Raw genomic sequence first — 15,946 nt, forward strand, 5'->3', positions numbered from 1 at the left:
TTTTGTCCTATACTTGTAGACATAGGTAGGGGATCCCCTTTCATGAGTTGATTTGGTCGTTAACTATGAGGATACCCTACCTCTTTTTTTGTCTTCAAGAGCTTTACACAAACTATTGTACGTCATCTTTAGTATTGTTTCTTATGAATATTGCTTGCAAAAAACTACGTTTCTGATTTTTTTGCACCAGTTGTTTTTACACGATTCTAGTTTATTAGAGATGGAATACAATGACGAGAGTCTACTGAAGATAGAAGAATTTATTACTAAAAAAAATCAACTTTATTACATTGAAAAGAAAGTAGAAAATCTCCACAAAGAGTATGGGATGATTAGTTTAAATGAAAATCATAAAAAGTACCAAGTGAATTGTTAGATAACCCTTTTCTCGTGTAGAAAGAAAAAGGGGAGGTATCATCATTAAAGAAGAAATGAATATTTGATTTCGCTGTACAAACCTTGCCTGTATATTTTTATAATCATGAATATATAAAGAATATGAAGGCGTCCAAGCAGTTACTTTTTTATTGCCTACTTGTTGGCAGATTCGGACAACAACCATCACATACGATTCGTCATCATCATAAGAGAAGTGCAACAAACCTTGATGCGTCAACGTTCATCCTTCTTTATCCTACACCTCCCTATAAGGGGGGCATGTCTGGCAGGGCAGACAAGAGGTCAGCGGTTCGAGCCCGCTATGCTCCACTATGTAACCCCTTGCTATGCAAGGGGTTTTTGTTATGGTGAGAAGTTTGGTAACGGCGAAAAGGTTCTCCTCATCTTCTTTTATTAATAAGGCGATAATCAAATAACGGAACCATAAAAATAAGCAGTCTTTCCGATTTGGATTAGGCTGCTTATTTTTGTTTAATTTGCCCCCTGAGTGGTATAATAAGAACAAATGTTCCTGTTTTTTGAGAGGGGAGAGATAACTATGGAGGGAGTTCTTGAAAGAGGTCTTTCTAATAAACAAAAAGTTGAAATAGTCTATATAGATAGCGAAGGCAGGATAACCCAGCGGTTTGTTCGTATAACCGTTATAAGGGAAGACACCATTTTTGCGTATTGTTATTGGAGGAAGCAGGTTAGATCATTTAAACGGAAGAATATTCTTTCAGCGTATCCGGTTCAAGCCCGTTATGCTTCACTTACATGAACCCTTCTCTCGGAACAGGGGAGGTTTTTTGTTTTCCAAGAATTAAAGGCTGTGGTAAGAATAAGGAGCCGGTTGACGAAGTATGGGAAGAGGAATATATTTAATGTAACTAAAAGGTAGGCTTTTTCGTTGTTCTGTATTCCATGAACGTGGAGGGATTGGATGAAGAAGATGTTACTCCTGCTGGTCTTTTTCGTATTCTCAGTCGGTGCTGCCGGCCATTATTCGCTGTTCGCAAGCATTATCGGCAAAGGATTTCTGCAGTTTATTCTGCCTGCGGGCTTCGTGCTTTGGGTGAACAGAAAAGAGTACTGGTTCCACTACCTTATAAGGAAACTGGACCATTTTAACCGGAACACACTGCTCGTCCTTTTCCTGTTCTTTGGTACAGGTGTCCTGTTTGATTATGTATGGCTTCAGGAGTTTTCCATCCTGATTACGATGCCTGTATCCCTGCTTGTGTTCGGGACGGCTCTCTGTCTCTTCCGCATGTTCTTTGAGAAAGGATTCCGGCGTTTTCACCGCCTCACGTTCGCAAGGACTTCCGTCTACCTTATCGTCCATATGACGATATGGGGGCTTTACACGATGGGGCTGGACGAGTACGGAGTGCCGGCGGAATTCTCCGTATATGCGAGGGTTGTGCAGGTGCTTGGCGGACTGATGCTTGTCCTCGTTTTTTTCCGTTGGGGAAAAAAGGATCACGAGGTGGATCCTCCGACCGTGGAAGGTATGGTAAGGAAATTGTATTAATAAAGGAAGCACCTGAAGACTCAGGTGCTTTCCGTCGTTACAATCGTTCCTGCGAACCGGTCCTGGGCAAGGCTCCGGCCCTCGTCTTTTGAGAAGTTCTTTCTGTCTCTCATGTATGAAATGCTGCTTGCGAACTCCCGGTGAGCTATACGTTTAAGAATTTGACCGGAAGTGAGAGGAGCGCCGTCTTCACTTTCCAGTCTCAGTCCCATCAGTTTATAGCCGATCGTCTGCCCGCTGTACTTCAATTGTCCGTACTCCATCCCCCAGGTGAGAAGAGTCGGGGAAACGAGTGTAAGGAAAGCTTCGTTTTTCACTTTTTTTCTGAGAAGATTCTCTGCTGCAGCATTGATGATACCGGAGAACGCAATGTCGATAAGCACGGCGCAGGTACGTTTTTTCGTGACGGGTTTCATTTTCATACCTCCTTTTTTATTATCTGTACGCAGGGCTTACATAGTAAGTTTCATTTCTGCAGTAAATTATCCTTTTCAAAGCATAATAGAAAGAAGTTAAGGGTAACAGGGACTAAGGAAGGAGTTGAGTACGATGGAAGATATGAACAGAGGAATCATTACGGCTCTCGGTTCCATAGGTCTTGCACAGGCAGCAAAGATATGGACGTATTACAGACAGACCGGGGAATGGGACGTGAAACAGCTGGCAGCGACCGGAGGAATGCCTAGTTCGCACTCGGCAGGAGTGGCTTCTATAGCTTCCTACATAGCTGCCAATAAAGGTTCACGGCACACAGAAACGGCTCTGGCCGTCGTTTTTGGGGTCATCGTTATGTATGACGCCCAGGGCATACGCCGTCACACCGGTGAAATCGCCAAACTCGTGAATGAGCTGGAAGACAGTTTCTCTAAAATTTCCAAGGATTTCCCGAGTCTTGAATTCGTGGAAAGAGAGAAGGAACTGAAAGAACTTCTCGGTCATCAGCCCCTGGAAGTGCTGGGCGGTGCTATATTGGGCGGTATCCTCGGCGTGTGGTCCGCCAAAATTGAGCATTAATGCGTAAAAAGCAGGAAGAAGAACGTATATCCCGGTTCTTCTTCCTGCTTTTTTTTATCCCCAGATAATCCGGGACACATAAATAACGAACGTGACCGTCACCGCTGAACAGAGAGTGGACAAAAGGACGATCTGGGCCGCGAACTCGGGATAATTCTCGTATTCCTGGGCGATGACGGCACTGTTGACGGCGGTAGGCATGGCGGAAGCGATGAAAAGCGCCTGGGCTGTCACGCCATGAAGCCCGAATACGTAAATCATACCAAGAGCAAGGAGCGGTCCTGCGAGAAGACGCAGGAACAGACTCGGATAGACGGAAGAAAAATTTGTGGTCCACTTAATTTTTGCCACCTGAGCCCCGAGCATGACGAGAGCGATCGCTATCATCGCATCGGCTATGTAGGTGGATGGTACCCAGAGAAAGGAAGGTACGGCGATGTTTCCGGCGTTCAGAAGAATGCCTGCAAGAAGAGCATAAAGGACGGGCATTTTGAAATATCCGGCCATCGCTCTCCATTTCCCGATGTGAATGGACTGCAGAGCGAAGATGCCGTAGGAAAAGGTAATCACGTTCTGCATCGTCAGAACGACGACCTGAATCGACATGGCGAATGGATCCCCTTTAAAAACGAGGTCATTCACCGGTACGCCGTAATTGCCGGAATTGAAAAAGATGACGCTGTTGGACACTGTCGTCGCCCTCGCTCCGTCCATCCCCTGCAGTCGGGTGAATACTCTTGTAATGATAAAAAGTAATAATACGTACAGGCCGATGAAGCCGATGATACCGAGGAATTTCCCCGGGGCGAATTCCGTTTCATACAGTTTTACGAATATGAAACCCGGAACGAGAAAGTATATATTCAATTTTGCCAACGTGTTCAAATCCAGATCGAATTTTTTCTCGAGGATGAAACCGATACCCATGATAATGAAGACAGGAAGGAGAATGTCCAGAAGAATCGTCAGCAGTTCTGCCATAGAATCCCCTCCTTACAGATGTTTCAGCAGTAATTCCATTTCTTCCTTCACTTTCTTCCAGGCTCTCGTGGAGGGGTCCGTAAACATAAAGTGTTCCGTATCCGTAAGCCTGATATATTTAACAGGATCCCCGATGTTTTCCGCCCATTCGTGATAGTCATCACTCATACCGACGGGAACATTCACATCGAGGGATCCGTGGAAGAGAATATGCGCCGTGGAAAGAGGAAGGAGCTCTTTCGGAGAGCCTTCCCGGTAGCGCTCCGGTACTTCCAGAGGACTTCCGCCCATCAGTTCAGCCGTCGGGTTGTCCGCAGGCTTCGCGAGTTCCTGGTCGCGGAAAGCGTGGATCATATGCATCGTGGACAGATCGCTGATGCCGGCAAGGCTGACGGCCGCTCCCGGCGCGAGAAAATTTTCTTTAAAAAGTTCGCTCGTATCGGGAAGTCTGTGACGGCCTGCGAGCCAGAGAGCGAAATGACCGCCGGCTGAATGACCGAGTGTGACGACGCGATCCAGATCCAGACGGTATTCGTGTTCAATGTGAATCAGATGGTCCATGGCGTCCGCCACGTCCCGGAAACTCCCGGGCCATCCTCCGCCATTTTGACCGATTCTGTTGTACTCGATATTCCACGTTGCCCAGCCGGCAGCGGTCAGGTCCATCGCTATTTCCCGCGTGAGGTCGAGATCGAAATCAGTCTTCCAGAATCCCCCGTGTATAATGACGACCACCGGGTGAGGGGCGGGCGTTTCCGGAAGCATGAGCTCCCCGTACTGGTATATATCTTCTCCATAGTAAATTCTTTGCATATTTTTTCACCTCTCTTTAGGAATATTACACTTATTCAGTCGTTTAGAAAACTCATCCGACAGAGAAACTTGCAACTCTTTTCCCGGTTCGGGTGCGAACAATTATAACCGTACGGGACACCCCGGCGAAAAAGCCGGGCTTTTCCGGTTTAACGAAATACAATTTAGTGAAAATTTAAGAGGAAGGAGTGAGACGTATGTGGTGGAAACACCCTTATTTCAAATACATTACGGCTTTTATTTTATTGTTGATCACTATTTATTTTATGCAGCTTTTAAACATATTCAGTCCGTTTCTTACATTATTCCAGACGCTGTTTTATCCGATACTGATCGCCGGGTTTCTGTTCTATCTTACCAGACCGGTGGTGGAATGGCTGTCGAGGAAATTATCGATACCGCTTCTCGCCTCCATTCTTATTCTGTTCGCAGCAGTCGGAGGATTGATTGCAGCCGGTGTTAGTCTGCTTGCATCCACTATTGAGGAACAGGCGAAGAACATCTCGAAGCTGCCGGATCAGCTGAGTAAAACTGCGGAAGAAGCAAGGCAGGGCCTCGAAGGTAAAGACATGGGGATGCTCTCGACGAACTCCCTGAAACAGCAGGTCAGCAAATACGCCAGCAGCCTTGGACAGGATATAGGTGAACATTTTGCCGAAACGTTTTCAACAGTAGCAGGAGCAGCGACTGTGATTATCATTATTCCTTTTGTACTGTTTTTCTTTCTGAAAGACGGAAGGAAACTGGTTCCTTTTCTTACCAGTCCTTTTTCCGGGGAAAAGAGGGAAGAAGCGACCAGACTGTTCCGGAGACTCGACGAGACCGTGGCTGCGTATATTATCGGTCAGGCGACCGTCGCCTTCGTGGACGGGGTGCTTATGTATATCAGTTACCTGATCATCGGGCTTGATTACGCTCTCATTCTCGGTTTGTTCGTGGTGGTGACGGCCATCATACCGTTCTTCGGACCGATACTGGGTGTAATACCGGCGATTGTTGTGGCACTGACCCAGGCTCCGATAATGGTCATTTACGTACTTGTGGCACTGATAGTTGTGCAGCAGCTGGAAGGGAACATCGTTGCCCCGGTGGTTCTCGGAGAACGTCTGCACATTCACCCGCTGACGATTATTTTTCTGCTTATCGTAGCCGCTCCGCTCGGAGGATTTATAGGAATGGTTATCGCTGTACCGCTCTATTCCGTGATTAAAGTGCTGCTTTATAACTTCTACAGATACTTCCAGATGTATCAGGAATCGAAAAAACGATCCGTCTGAACGAAGGAGAGGAAGGTATGATCCACTATTTACAGGAGCCTCTGCTTCTTGAGAACAGAGGAGTCACCATCAGAAACCGTTTCATGAAGTCGGCTATGAGTGAAGGCATGGCTTCCCGGTCGAACGCCCCTACGGAAGATCTTATAAGACTGTATGAACGCTGGTCCGAAGGGGGCGCCGGCCTAATAGTATCTGGAAACGTAATGGTTACGCGCGATGCGCTCGGGGAACCGGGTAATGTAGTGCTGGAAGATGCGGGGAGTATGGACACGTTCCGTCGCTGGGCAAAAGCCGGAAAAAAAGAAGGGAACGAGTTCTGGATGCAGCTCAATCATCCCGGAAAACAGGTAGTGAGAGGTCTTGTGAAAGAAGGGCAGGCTCCATCTTCCCTCCCTTTCCCTAAAGGCTTCCAGAAGTTTTTCGCTCCGCCACGGGCACTGACTAAAGCAGGGATTGAAGAAATTATCCATCGTTTTAAAAGAACAGCAGCTCTGGCGAAAGAGGCGGGATTTACCGGAGTACAGATTCATGCCGCTCACGGTTATCTCATCAGTCAGTTCCTCTCGCCGAGACATAATATCAGGGAGGACGAATGGGGAGGATCCATCGAGAACCGCTCCCGTTTCTTAAAAGAGATTTATCGCGCCGTGCGGGCGGAAGTCGGAGAAGATTACCCGATCGGAGTGAAAATAAACAGTGCCGACTTCATGCAGGCCGGATTTACAGAAGAGGAGTCGGTCTACGTCATCCGTACTCTCGAAGGCCTGGGCGTAGACCTCGTCGAAATTTCAGGTGGCACATATGAGAAGGCTGTCATGACCGGCAAACAGTCGGTAAAATCGAAACGTGAAGCCTACTTTCTGGAATATGCCGATGCTTTACAGAATCAGACCCATCTTCCGGTAGCAGTGACCGGCGGCTTTCGTACGAAGGAGGGAATGATCGGAGCAGTTCGTTCGGGCTCTGCCGATATGATCGGTCTGGCCCGTCCCCTTGCGGTCGATCCGGACATCCCGCGTAAAATGTTACACGGGGAGATGGAGGACATTGTGATCCCCTCCATTAAGACCGGCATTCCTCCGGTAGACAAAGCCGGGATGATGGAAGTGATGTGGTACAGCCAGCAGCTGCACAGGATGGGGAAAGGAAAAGCGACAAAGCCGCGCTTCTCCGCTAAACTGTCCATGCTTCTTGCGCTCTGGGAAAACGGCACGGGAGTATTTCAAAAACGGAGAGCATGATTGGGAAGGGAGAGGAATCTCACGATGAAACATACGATTGAACCGCTTGGAGACCAGTCCCTGTTCATTAATTTAGGAGATGAAATCGATCCTGAGACGCATGAGTCGGTGCAGGCAGTCGCGGCCCGGCTGGAGAAAGAAAAGTGGTCATGGCTATTTGAAATTGTACCTTCTTATACCGGACTGGCCGTCTACTATGATGCTCCGGCATTTTACCCTGAGCATTCTTCCCCTTATGAACAGGTGGCGGAGATGCTGAAGAAGGTCGTGGAGACGACGGAGCCGCGGGAAGGGAGCGGACACCGCACCGTGGAGATCCCTGTCTGTTACGGAGGGGAATTCGGTCCGGACCTTTCTGTGGTAGCCGGAGAGAATGGACTGACGGAAGAGGAAGTCATAAAACGTCACTCCGACAACGAGTATCTGGTATACATGCTTGGATTCGCTCCCGGGTTTCCTTTTCTCGGAGGGATGGACGAGCGGATTGCAACCTCCCGTAAAGATTCTCCGAGAACAAGCTTGCCGGCGGGTTCGGTCGGGATAGCCGGTTCGCAGACCGGAGTGTACCCGGTAGTGTCTCCCGGAGGATGGCAGCTTATCGGCAGAACCCCTATTAAGCTGTTCAGTCCGGATGAAGACCCTCCCTCCTACGTTCAACCGGGGGACCGGGTGAAATTTTACCCTGTTTCTTCTGAAGAATATAACCGTCTGGAGGGAGAAGAATGATACAGGTGCAGAAAGCGGGTCTTTTGACGACAATACAGGATGGAGGCCGCAGAGGCTATCAGAAATACGGGGCAAGTCCGGGAGGAGCGGCGGATACATTCGCTTACCGGTTGGCCAATATTGCGGTTGGAAACGAGGCCGGCGCAGCTGTACTGGAGATGACTCTTCAGGGGGACGAGTTTCTGTTTGAGGAACCGGCCGTCATATCCATCGCCGGAGCGGACATGAAACCGGAAATAAACGGGAAACGTGTACCGATGTGGCGACCGGTATATATAGACAAAGGGGAGATCCTCAATTTTTCCAATGCTTCCAGGGGAATCCGGACGTATGTAGCGATAGCGGGAGGTTTTGTCGGCGAGGATTTTCTCGGCAGCTTCTCTACCTACCTGAGTATGAACGCCGGAGGGTATAAAGGCAGGAAACTCGGACGCGGAGACGTGCTTTCGGTAAAAAATCCTAATAATCTGAACGAAGAGGTGAAGACCTCGCTGAGTCGGTCCTCCAAAGAAAAAGGATTCACTTATCCTCCCTGGAGAGTCCCCGGACCCGGACATTTTCGGGGAGGTAGTCCCGGAGAACTGCGTGCATTTCCGGGAAGGCACTATGAATTGTTTGATTCCGGAAGTAAAGAAGCGTTTGAAACAGAAAAGTACAAAGCCGGGAGCAAGTCCGACCGGATGGGTGTGAGGCTGGACGGAGTGGCTCTGACGCTCCGGGAATCACAGGATATTCTGTCGGAACCGGTGACATACGGAACCGTTCAGGTGCCGTCGAACGGTGAACCGATCATTCTGCTGGCCGATCGGCAGACGACGGGCGGCTATCCGAAAATAGCCCAGATCATCAGTGTGGACTGTGCGAAGGCAGCACAGCTGCGTCCGGGAGAGGCTATCGGTTTCCGTATGGTCACTCACCCGGAGGCCGAGCAACTGTTATTGACTGTCGAAGACCGGCTGGCCCGGTGTGAACAATCCGTCAAACGAAAAATAATGGAGGGATAACAGAATGGCTATCGATTTGAATTGCGATATGGGTGAAGGATTCGGAGTGTACAATAAAGGGAGAGACCGGGAAGTGCTGGATCACGTGACCTCTGCCAACATAGCCTGCGGGTTCCACGCCGGAGATTCCCGTTTAATGAAAGAAACGGTACGTATGGCTGCAGAAAAAAATGTGGCTGTCGGAGCCCACCCGGGACTTCCGGACCTGGCCGGGTTTGGAAGAAGGAAGATGGATATAACTCCCGAGGACGCTTATGATTTTGTGTTGTACCAGACGGGGGCACTGCAGGCATTCGCAGAAGCGGAAGGCACTCGTCTTCAGCACGTGAAGCCTCACGGGGCTCTTTATAACACGGCTGCCAAAGACGCGGAACTGGCACAGGCGATAGCGGAAGCTGTAAGGGACGCCGGCGGCATGATGCTTTACGGTCTTGCCGGGAGCGAGCTGCTAAAAGCCGGGAAGAACGCCGGCCTTCCCGTAGTGAGTGAAGTATTTGCGGATCGTCTGTATCAGTCTGACGGCACCCTTACCCCAAGAAAAGAGAAGGGCGCAGTGATTACGGATAGAGATCAGGCTTTAGAGCAGGTCCGTGATATGGTGCTTCATCAAAGGGTGAGAACCGGGGAAGGAACGACGATCGACATACAGGCGGATTCTGTATGTGTGCACGGCGACAACAGCGAAGCGGTGGATTTCACCCGCTTCATCCGGAAATTTCTGGAGGAGAACGACATAAGTATGAAAGCTCCCGGCGTGTAATGGGGGGAGGACCGGCCGTTTATTTTAAACAGTGAACGGCCGGCCTTTAGCTAAAAGCAAAAGTACAATTAGTGTAAGAGGAGAGAACGATGGAATACATAAAAGTATTTACGGAAGATTATGAATACAAAGGAATAATGGAGAGGGAAAAGGCTCACGTTTCCGGAGAGTGGCATGAAGTGTTTCACTGCTGGCTTCTAAGTTACTGCGGAAGTGATGTCTTTGTGTACGTTCAATGGAGAAGTACGTCCAAAAAAGATTACCCCGGTCTTTATGACATCACGGCAGCGGGACATCTGGAAGCGGAAGAGTCCGTGGCGGACGGGGTAAGGGAAGTGAAGGAGGAAATCGGCCTTGATATCCCTTATGAAAACATGGATAAAATAGCGGTACTCGATACGTGGATAGGAATCGACCGGGAATTCGCTCATGAACATGTTTACGTCTGCAGTCATTCCCTTTCCCAGTTTTCCCTGCAGAAAGAGGAAGTAGAAGAAATGGACCGGATACGCTGGGAGGACTTCAAAGCCCTGTTTCAGGGAAAGAAAGATGAAGTGAATTCGGCGAGAGGACGGATATTGAAAGAAGACGACTTTGTCCCCCACGGCAACTCCTATTACCCGAGACTCATTCACGCCGTCGAAAAATTTCTGGAAACGGAAGGATGAAAGATATGTACAGTGTGCCGCCCGTGAATGAGGGAGCACACCCATTTTTTATCGCGGAATTTTTAGTACCTGTCCCGGATAAATGATATACGGCGAAGAGATGGAGTTGGTGGCGGCAAGAGCGGAAACGGTGACGCGGTTGTTCAGGGCGATCCGGTACATGGTGTCCCCTGACTTGACTGTATGCGTTTTGGTTACTTGAGCGGTACCCGGGATTTTCAGTACCTGACCGGTGCGGATATAAGCCGGGTTGGAGATGTTGTTATGGGAAGCAAGGTTTGACACCGACACGTTATATCTTCTCGCGATACTGTAGAGCGTGTCGCCGCGTTTTATCGTATAGGAAGTCTGCGAGGCGGGAGGGTCCACAGTTCCATTTCCGGAACCGGAGAGATGCAGAACCTGACCGATACGAAGCATACGTGCATCCGAAATGTTATTGTTTTTCATCAGAGCATCTACAGTAGTTCCGTATCTTCTGGCCAGAGAGTAGAGCGTGTCTCCTGGCTGCACGCGGTGGGTGGAAGCTGTCGTCGTGCCGAGCAGTTGCGAGACCGTCGTGAAACTGTACCCCTTCTGCTTTAAAGCAGGGATGGCACGGGAGATGGCTTTCGTCGTTCCGGAAGCCCCGGCACCCGTATGCATCAGAATAATGGATCCGGGCTGGACATTCGACATAATACGGTCGTACACCCGGGAAGAAGAGTAGCCTTTCCAGTCCAGGGTGTCGATGTCCCAGTGGATAGTATGGGTGTACCCGGCATTGCCGACAGTGTTCAGAACCCGGCTGTTAACGGCTCCGAACGGGGCCCGGAAAATAGGGGAAAGAGACTGGCCGGTAATGGATTTGATCGTGCTTTCCGTACGGGAAAGTTCATTTCTCATCTGGGAAGAAGAAATAGTAGTGAAGTCGGGATGGGAATAGGAATGGTTGCCGATTTCATGACCGGCACGCGTGATACTCCGTATAGAGGAGGGATGTTTTTTCGCTCCGGAACCGGTTAAAAAGAAGGTAGCAGTGACGTTTTCCCTGTCCAGAACATTGAGGATGGAAGAGATGTTGGTGCCGTCCGAACCGTCGTCGAAAGTAAGAGCTACAGTTTTCGAGGAAGTGTTCCCTTTCATAGTGAACACGGAACTTGCAGCAGAGGCCGTGGAGAAAGAACCGAAAACGAGCAGCACAGTCATGAAGAACATGGTCACTATCCGGCTCATTACAGTCACCTCACTATAGTTTTGTACTTCCATTATACTCTCTTTCGCAGAAGATTTCCTGTTCAAAGTACCGGTAATGTTTTACTTAAAAGTAAAAAAAAGAACAAAAAGAGGCAACTTTCTGATATAATCGTCAAATGATAACGCATACATAAAGGAACAGGAGGCCAATATATGATATCAGCAACATGGAACTGGCTGTGGGAAAAGCACGACCAGGCCAAGGAGCTTCTGAATTTTTTCGTTAAGCCGAATAACAGTGGCACGTCCACCGGAAAAGCGACCGATTCGGAACGGAGTGTCCGACCGGATGACGATAACGGAGGGCCGAGCTATTCGAAGGTGCAGTGGATCGGTCTGATCACCGGCCCGCTTCTGTTCGTACTTACGCTTTTGTTTTTCCAGCCTGAAGGGATGTCGGATGACGCCCAGGCCGTACTCGCAAGTACGCTATGGGTAGCGAGCTGGTGGATGACAGAGGCGGCTCCCATACCGCTTACTTCCCTCCTGCCGATCATTCTGTTTCCGCTTACCGGGGGTCTCGGGATGGACGAGACGGCGTCTTCGTACGGAGACGATACAATCTTTCTATTCATGGGAGGCTTTATGATCGCGCTCGCCATGGAAAAATGGAACTTGCACAAACGGATCGCTCTAAGCATTATTCTCGTAATAGGGACGAATACGGAGCGGATTATACTCGGGTTCATGGTGGCGACAGGTTTTCTGTCCATGTGGATCTCCAATACGGCGACCGCCATGATGATGGTACCGATCGGTCTCGCTATCATCTACCAGGTTTCGGAACAGCTGAAGGACGATGATTCCATCGATACGTCGAAGGAGAACTTCGGATTCGGAAAAGCACTCATGCTCGGTATTGCCTACTCCGCTTCGATCGGGGGAGTGAGTACTCTCATCGGGACGCCTCCGAACACCGCTTTCGCTGCTATTGCGGGCGATTTATACGGTGTGGAAATCTCCTTCGCACGTTGGATGCTGTTCGGTGTGCCGGTAGCATGGGCTTTCCTTTTCATTGCATGGTTTTACCTGATTAAAGTAGCCTACCCGCTGAAGCTGAAAACATTACCGGGAGGCCGGGACGTCATTAAGAAAGAGAAAGATGCGATAGGAAGAGCGGGCTTTGAGGAGAAAGTGATCCTCGTCGTATTCGTACTGGCTGCTTTCTCCTGGATTACCCGTTCCTTCCTGCTGCAGGAGTTCGTGAACGAAAACATAAATGATGCCGTCATCGCCCTTACTGCTTCCGTCATTCTGTTCATCATTCCTGCGAAGAACGAAAAGGGAGGACGGATTCTGGACTGGGATACCGCGGTGAAATTGCCGTGGGGCATTCTGCTTCTGTTCGGCGGTGGACTGGCTATCGCCGGCGGATTCAGTGCATCGGGCCTCTCCGAGTGGCTCGGGAATCAGCTTACTATACTCGAAGGCGTCAATCTGTTCGTCGTCCTGCTTGCCGTGACGGTGATGGTGATCTTCCTTACCGAAATCACTTCGAATACGGCGACGGCGAATATGATGTATCCGATTATGGCGTCACTCGCGGTAGCTCTCGGGGTGCATCCTTATGCTGTTATGATCGCTGCCGGCGTAGCTTCCTCTTCGGCATTTATGCTGCCGGTGGCTACTCCTCCGAACGCCGTCGTATTCGGTTCCGGATATCTGCGCATACCGGACATGGCCAAAGCCGGTATCGCTTTGAACTTTGTAGGGGTCATTATCGTAACCCTCGCCGTTTATTTCTGGCTTCCAGTGGCATGGGGCATCGATCTCACCGAAGTGCCGCAAATGCTCAAGAACCCGAATTAAGTAACGATGTAAAAAAAGAAGAAGCATGGAGTTTCCGGCTCCATGCTTCTTCTTTTTGTTATATTATTAATTCCCGGTCTTTACCGTGCTTCGTACGATAACGATGTAGATAAGCGGAAGGAGAGCGAGAAAAATCATCAGTCCCGGCCACCCCTGCGAATTGTAAAGGGGGCCGAGCATTGAACTTCCGGTCACTACGCCTATATAGTAAGAAACCAGATAAAGGCTGGAGGCGCTGCCTTTGTGATGCGTGACTAGATCTCCGATGGAGGAGGCGGTCAGGGAGTGCGCGGTGAAGAACCCGAGACAGAGAAGAGCGAGACCTATAGAAATGATCCATACAGCATCAAAAAGCATAAGGAAAATACCGATACACAGTACGAAGATGCCGGTGAGCCGAACGCTGCTCAGAGGAAAGTGTCCGGCCAGCCATCCAGCGAGAGGCGAGCCGACAACACCGAGACCGTAAGCGAAATAGAAAAGGGAAATAGTTGCAAGCGACAGGAAAAACGGGGCTTCCTGCAGATGGAACGGTAAATAAGTCCACACCCCGGTGAAGCTCGTTTGAAAAATGATTCCTAGACCAAAAATAAGAAGCAGCCGCGGGTTTCTGAGGTGATAAGAGAAACCGTGTAGATCGTGACGGAAAGAAAGCTCGCTTGATTCAAAGAAACGGGAGGCGGGGAGAAGACGGAGCATCAGCAGAAACATAACCGTGCCGAGGCCTCCGAGCATATAAAAATACGTGTGCCAGGAAAAGAAATCGGTCATCGTTCCTGCCATTACCCGTCCGGCCATCCCTCCGAGGGCGTTGCTCGATATGTAAAGAGCGGTGGCTACGTGAACACTTCCTCTATCGATTTCTTCGTGCAGATAGGCAAGAGCGGCGGCCGGGAGTCCTGCGAGTGCCACCCCCTGAATAAACCGGAGACAGAGGAGCAGAAAAAATGAATCTGTCCATGGAATAATCAGAAAAGGAATAGTGGCACCGGCAACGGAGGCTTTTATGAACGACGTCCGCCCGTGCCGGTCCGAGAAGAAACCGAGAACGATCAGTCCTGCAATAAGCCCTGTGATTGTCAGGGAAAGAGACAGACTGGCTGCCGAGATGCTTATATTGAATTCTTTTACATAGACGGGAAACAGTGGCTGGACGGCATACATACTTGCAAAAATAAAAAAAGACGCAAGAGTGAGGCTCAGTGTTATCTGCCAGAAACTCCTGTCCTTCGGTGTATAGGGTTGCTGCAGAGCCAACGTCATCCCTCCCTTCTTATTAAGATTCTTCGACGTATCGGTTTCTTCCCGCTTCCATACCAAAAAGAATGACTCCTGCAGAAACGAGCAGAAGTGTGAGTACAGGCAGCGTCCAGCTGCTGCTCAGATCATAGAGAAGACCGATGAGCATCGGTCCGACTGCAGCCAGCGAATAACCGAAAGCCTGCGCCATGCCGGACAGCGCTGCAGCCTGACGGGCCGACTTCGTTCTCATTCCAAGAAAAGCGAGAGCGAGAGCAAAATTGCCGCTCAAGGCGATACCGATGCATATAATACTCACCATTAGCAGAGCGAAAGAGTTGCCGATCCACAAAATAAAATAACCGGCGAGAGAAAAAGTGCCGAGAATAAGCACCATTTTCCGCTGGTCGTTGAACTTTTCGGCTATAACCGGAACGATAAAGCTTGCAGGGAGACCGATGAAAAGGGCGGCGGAAGTCATCCAGCCTGCAGTTGCTATGCTGACACCCCCGGCATTCAGAATTTCGGGAAGCCAGGCTACCGTGACGTAGAAGAGAAACGACTGCAGCCCCATGAACGATGCGATTTTCCATGCCAGCGGGGACGTCCACACGTTGGTCTGCTCGAGTTCAAAATACTCCCCGTTACGTGGGGTGTTACGTTCTTTCACAATCAGATAAGTCCATAGGACCATTGCCAGAAAAGCGGGTACGGCCCAGATCGCCAGTGCATTCGTCCACCCCCACCCGAGTCCTGTAGCTACGGGAATGCTTACACCTGAAGCCACCGAGGCGAATACTCCCATCGTTGTAACGTAGACGCCGGTCATGAGAGCGACTCTGTCGGGAAATTTTTCTTTCACTATTCCCGGAAGTAGAACGTTACAGACGGCGATGCCGATACCTGCAAGCAGAGTACCTGCGAACAAAACAGCCGTATTCGGTATCAACCGTACAACTACCCCTGTAAATATCAGGAATGTTCCGGCGACCAGCACGATTTCATTTGTGAATCTGGCGCTGATTCTCGGGGTGACCGGAGAGGTGAAAGCGAAAGCGATAAGAGGTAGTGTCGTCAAAAGGCCAGCGCTCCAGTTGGCAAGATTCAGATCTTCCCTGATAAGACCGATCACGGGACCGACTGAAGTGATGGCCGGTCGCAGGTTAAACGACACGAGTACAATACCGAAGATGAGCAGGGCAGTGAAAAAATTTCGGTTGTTCATTATGTATCCTTCTTTCCATTGATTTACTTTTACTACTATAG

15 protein-coding genes are annotated in these 15,946 nt (G+C 49.6%); 9 read left to right on the forward strand and 6 right to left on the reverse strand.

The window, feature by feature from the left end:
• Positions 1 to 1,321: 1,321 nt before the first annotated feature.
• Positions 1,322 to 1,912: a hypothetical protein gene (locus CKW00_RS10435; RefSeq protein ID WP_095822508.1), complete on the forward strand. Its 591-nt coding sequence runs from the start codon at positions 1,322 to 1,324 to the stop codon at positions 1,910 to 1,912.
• 20 nt (positions 1,913 to 1,932) lie between these two features.
• On the opposite strand, the gene CKW00_RS10440 is transcribed toward CKW00_RS10435, so the two are convergent.
• Entirely contained in the window at positions 1,933 to 2,328 is a 396-nt protein-coding gene (locus CKW00_RS10440) for an RDD family protein (protein WP_095822509.1), read from the reverse strand.
• A 133-nt stretch (positions 2,329 to 2,461) separates the two neighbouring features.
• On the opposite strand from CKW00_RS10440, the gene CKW00_RS10445 reads away from it, so the two are divergent.
• Positions 2,462 to 2,926 (forward strand): divergent PAP2 family protein, encoded by a 465-nt coding sequence (locus CKW00_RS10445; protein WP_095822510.1) that lies wholly within the window; start codon positions 2,462 to 2,464, stop codon positions 2,924 to 2,926.
• A gap of 54 nt (positions 2,927 to 2,980) precedes the next feature.
• Here the strand turns inward: CKW00_RS10445 and CKW00_RS10450 are convergent, their stop codons facing one another.
• Positions 2,981 to 3,907 carry an AEC family transporter gene (locus tag CKW00_RS10450; protein WP_095822511.1) on the reverse strand — a complete coding sequence of 309 codons (927 nt, stop codon included), beginning with the start codon at positions 3,905 to 3,907 and terminating at the stop codon, positions 2,981 to 2,983.
• A 12-nt stretch (positions 3,908 to 3,919) separates the two neighbouring features.
• Complete coding sequence (locus tag CKW00_RS10455; RefSeq protein WP_095822512.1) at positions 3,920 to 4,720, reverse strand: alpha/beta hydrolase family protein; 801 nt, start codon at positions 4,718 to 4,720, stop codon at positions 3,920 to 3,922.
• Between the two features lie 197 nt (positions 4,721 to 4,917).
• Here CKW00_RS10455 and CKW00_RS10460 point away from each other — a divergent pair, with 197 nt between their 5' ends.
• The 6 genes from CKW00_RS10460 to CKW00_RS10485 all read left to right on the forward strand — a co-directional run bounded on the left by CKW00_RS10460 (position 4,918) and on the right by CKW00_RS10485 (position 10,396).
• On the forward strand, positions 4,918 to 5,997 hold the full coding sequence (locus CKW00_RS10460) for an AI-2E family transporter (protein ID WP_095822513.1): 1,080 nt from the start codon (positions 4,918 to 4,920) through the stop codon (positions 5,995 to 5,997).
• A 17-nt stretch (positions 5,998 to 6,014) separates the two neighbouring features.
• Complete coding sequence (locus tag CKW00_RS10465; RefSeq protein WP_095822514.1) at positions 6,015 to 7,238, forward strand: NADH:flavin oxidoreductase/NADH oxidase family protein; 1,224 nt, start codon at positions 6,015 to 6,017, stop codon at positions 7,236 to 7,238.
• A gap of 24 nt (positions 7,239 to 7,262) precedes the next feature.
• The gene (gene pxpB, locus CKW00_RS10470; protein ID WP_095822557.1) at positions 7,263 to 7,964 is read left to right on the forward strand and encodes a 5-oxoprolinase subunit PxpB; all 702 of its coding nucleotides are present in this window, start codon (positions 7,263 to 7,265) and stop codon (positions 7,962 to 7,964) included.
• Positions 7,961 to 8,968: a 5-oxoprolinase subunit C family protein gene (locus tag CKW00_RS10475; RefSeq protein ID WP_095822515.1), complete on the forward strand. Its 1,008-nt coding sequence runs from the start codon at positions 7,961 to 7,963 to the stop codon at positions 8,966 to 8,968. Before pxpB ends, CKW00_RS10475 begins: the two co-directional genes overlap by 4 nt.
• Before the next feature lie 4 nt (positions 8,969 to 8,972).
• The gene (locus tag CKW00_RS10480; protein WP_095822516.1) at positions 8,973 to 9,728 is read left to right on the forward strand and encodes a LamB/YcsF family protein; all 756 of its coding nucleotides are present in this window, start codon (positions 8,973 to 8,975) and stop codon (positions 9,726 to 9,728) included.
• 89 nt (positions 9,729 to 9,817) lie between these two features.
• Complete coding sequence (locus CKW00_RS10485) at positions 9,818 to 10,396, forward strand: NUDIX hydrolase (protein WP_095822517.1); 579 nt, start codon at positions 9,818 to 9,820, stop codon at positions 10,394 to 10,396.
• A gap of 48 nt (positions 10,397 to 10,444) precedes the next feature.
• Here the strand turns inward: CKW00_RS10485 and CKW00_RS10490 are convergent, their stop codons facing one another.
• The gene (locus CKW00_RS10490; protein WP_233129768.1) at positions 10,445 to 11,644 is read right to left on the reverse strand and encodes a LysM peptidoglycan-binding domain-containing protein; all 1,200 of its coding nucleotides are present in this window, start codon (positions 11,642 to 11,644) and stop codon (positions 10,445 to 10,447) included.
• Between the two features lie 141 nt (positions 11,645 to 11,785).
• On the opposite strand from CKW00_RS10490, the gene CKW00_RS10495 reads away from it, so the two are divergent.
• Complete coding sequence (locus CKW00_RS10495) at positions 11,786 to 13,441, forward strand: SLC13 family permease (protein ID WP_095822519.1); 1,656 nt, start codon at positions 11,786 to 11,788, stop codon at positions 13,439 to 13,441.
• Between the two features lie 66 nt (positions 13,442 to 13,507).
• On the opposite strand, the gene CKW00_RS10500 is transcribed toward CKW00_RS10495, so the two are convergent.
• Together CKW00_RS10500 and CKW00_RS10505 are read right to left on the reverse strand one after the other, a co-directional pair.
• On the reverse strand, positions 13,508 to 14,761 hold the full coding sequence (locus CKW00_RS10500) for an MFS transporter (protein WP_095822520.1): 1,254 nt from the start codon (positions 14,759 to 14,761) through the stop codon (positions 13,508 to 13,510).
• Entirely contained in the window at positions 14,718 to 15,905 is a 1,188-nt protein-coding gene (locus tag CKW00_RS10505) for a CynX/NimT family MFS transporter (protein ID WP_095822521.1), read from the reverse strand. The genes CKW00_RS10500 and CKW00_RS10505 overlap by 44 nt, the downstream gene beginning before the upstream one ends.
• Positions 15,906 to 15,946 lie beyond the last annotated feature (41 nt).

This window comes from Salimicrobium humidisoli, from assembly GCF_002295105.1.
In the GTDB taxonomy this organism is placed as follows: Bacteria; Bacillota; Bacilli; order Bacillales; family Halobacillaceae; genus Salimicrobium; species Salimicrobium humidisoli.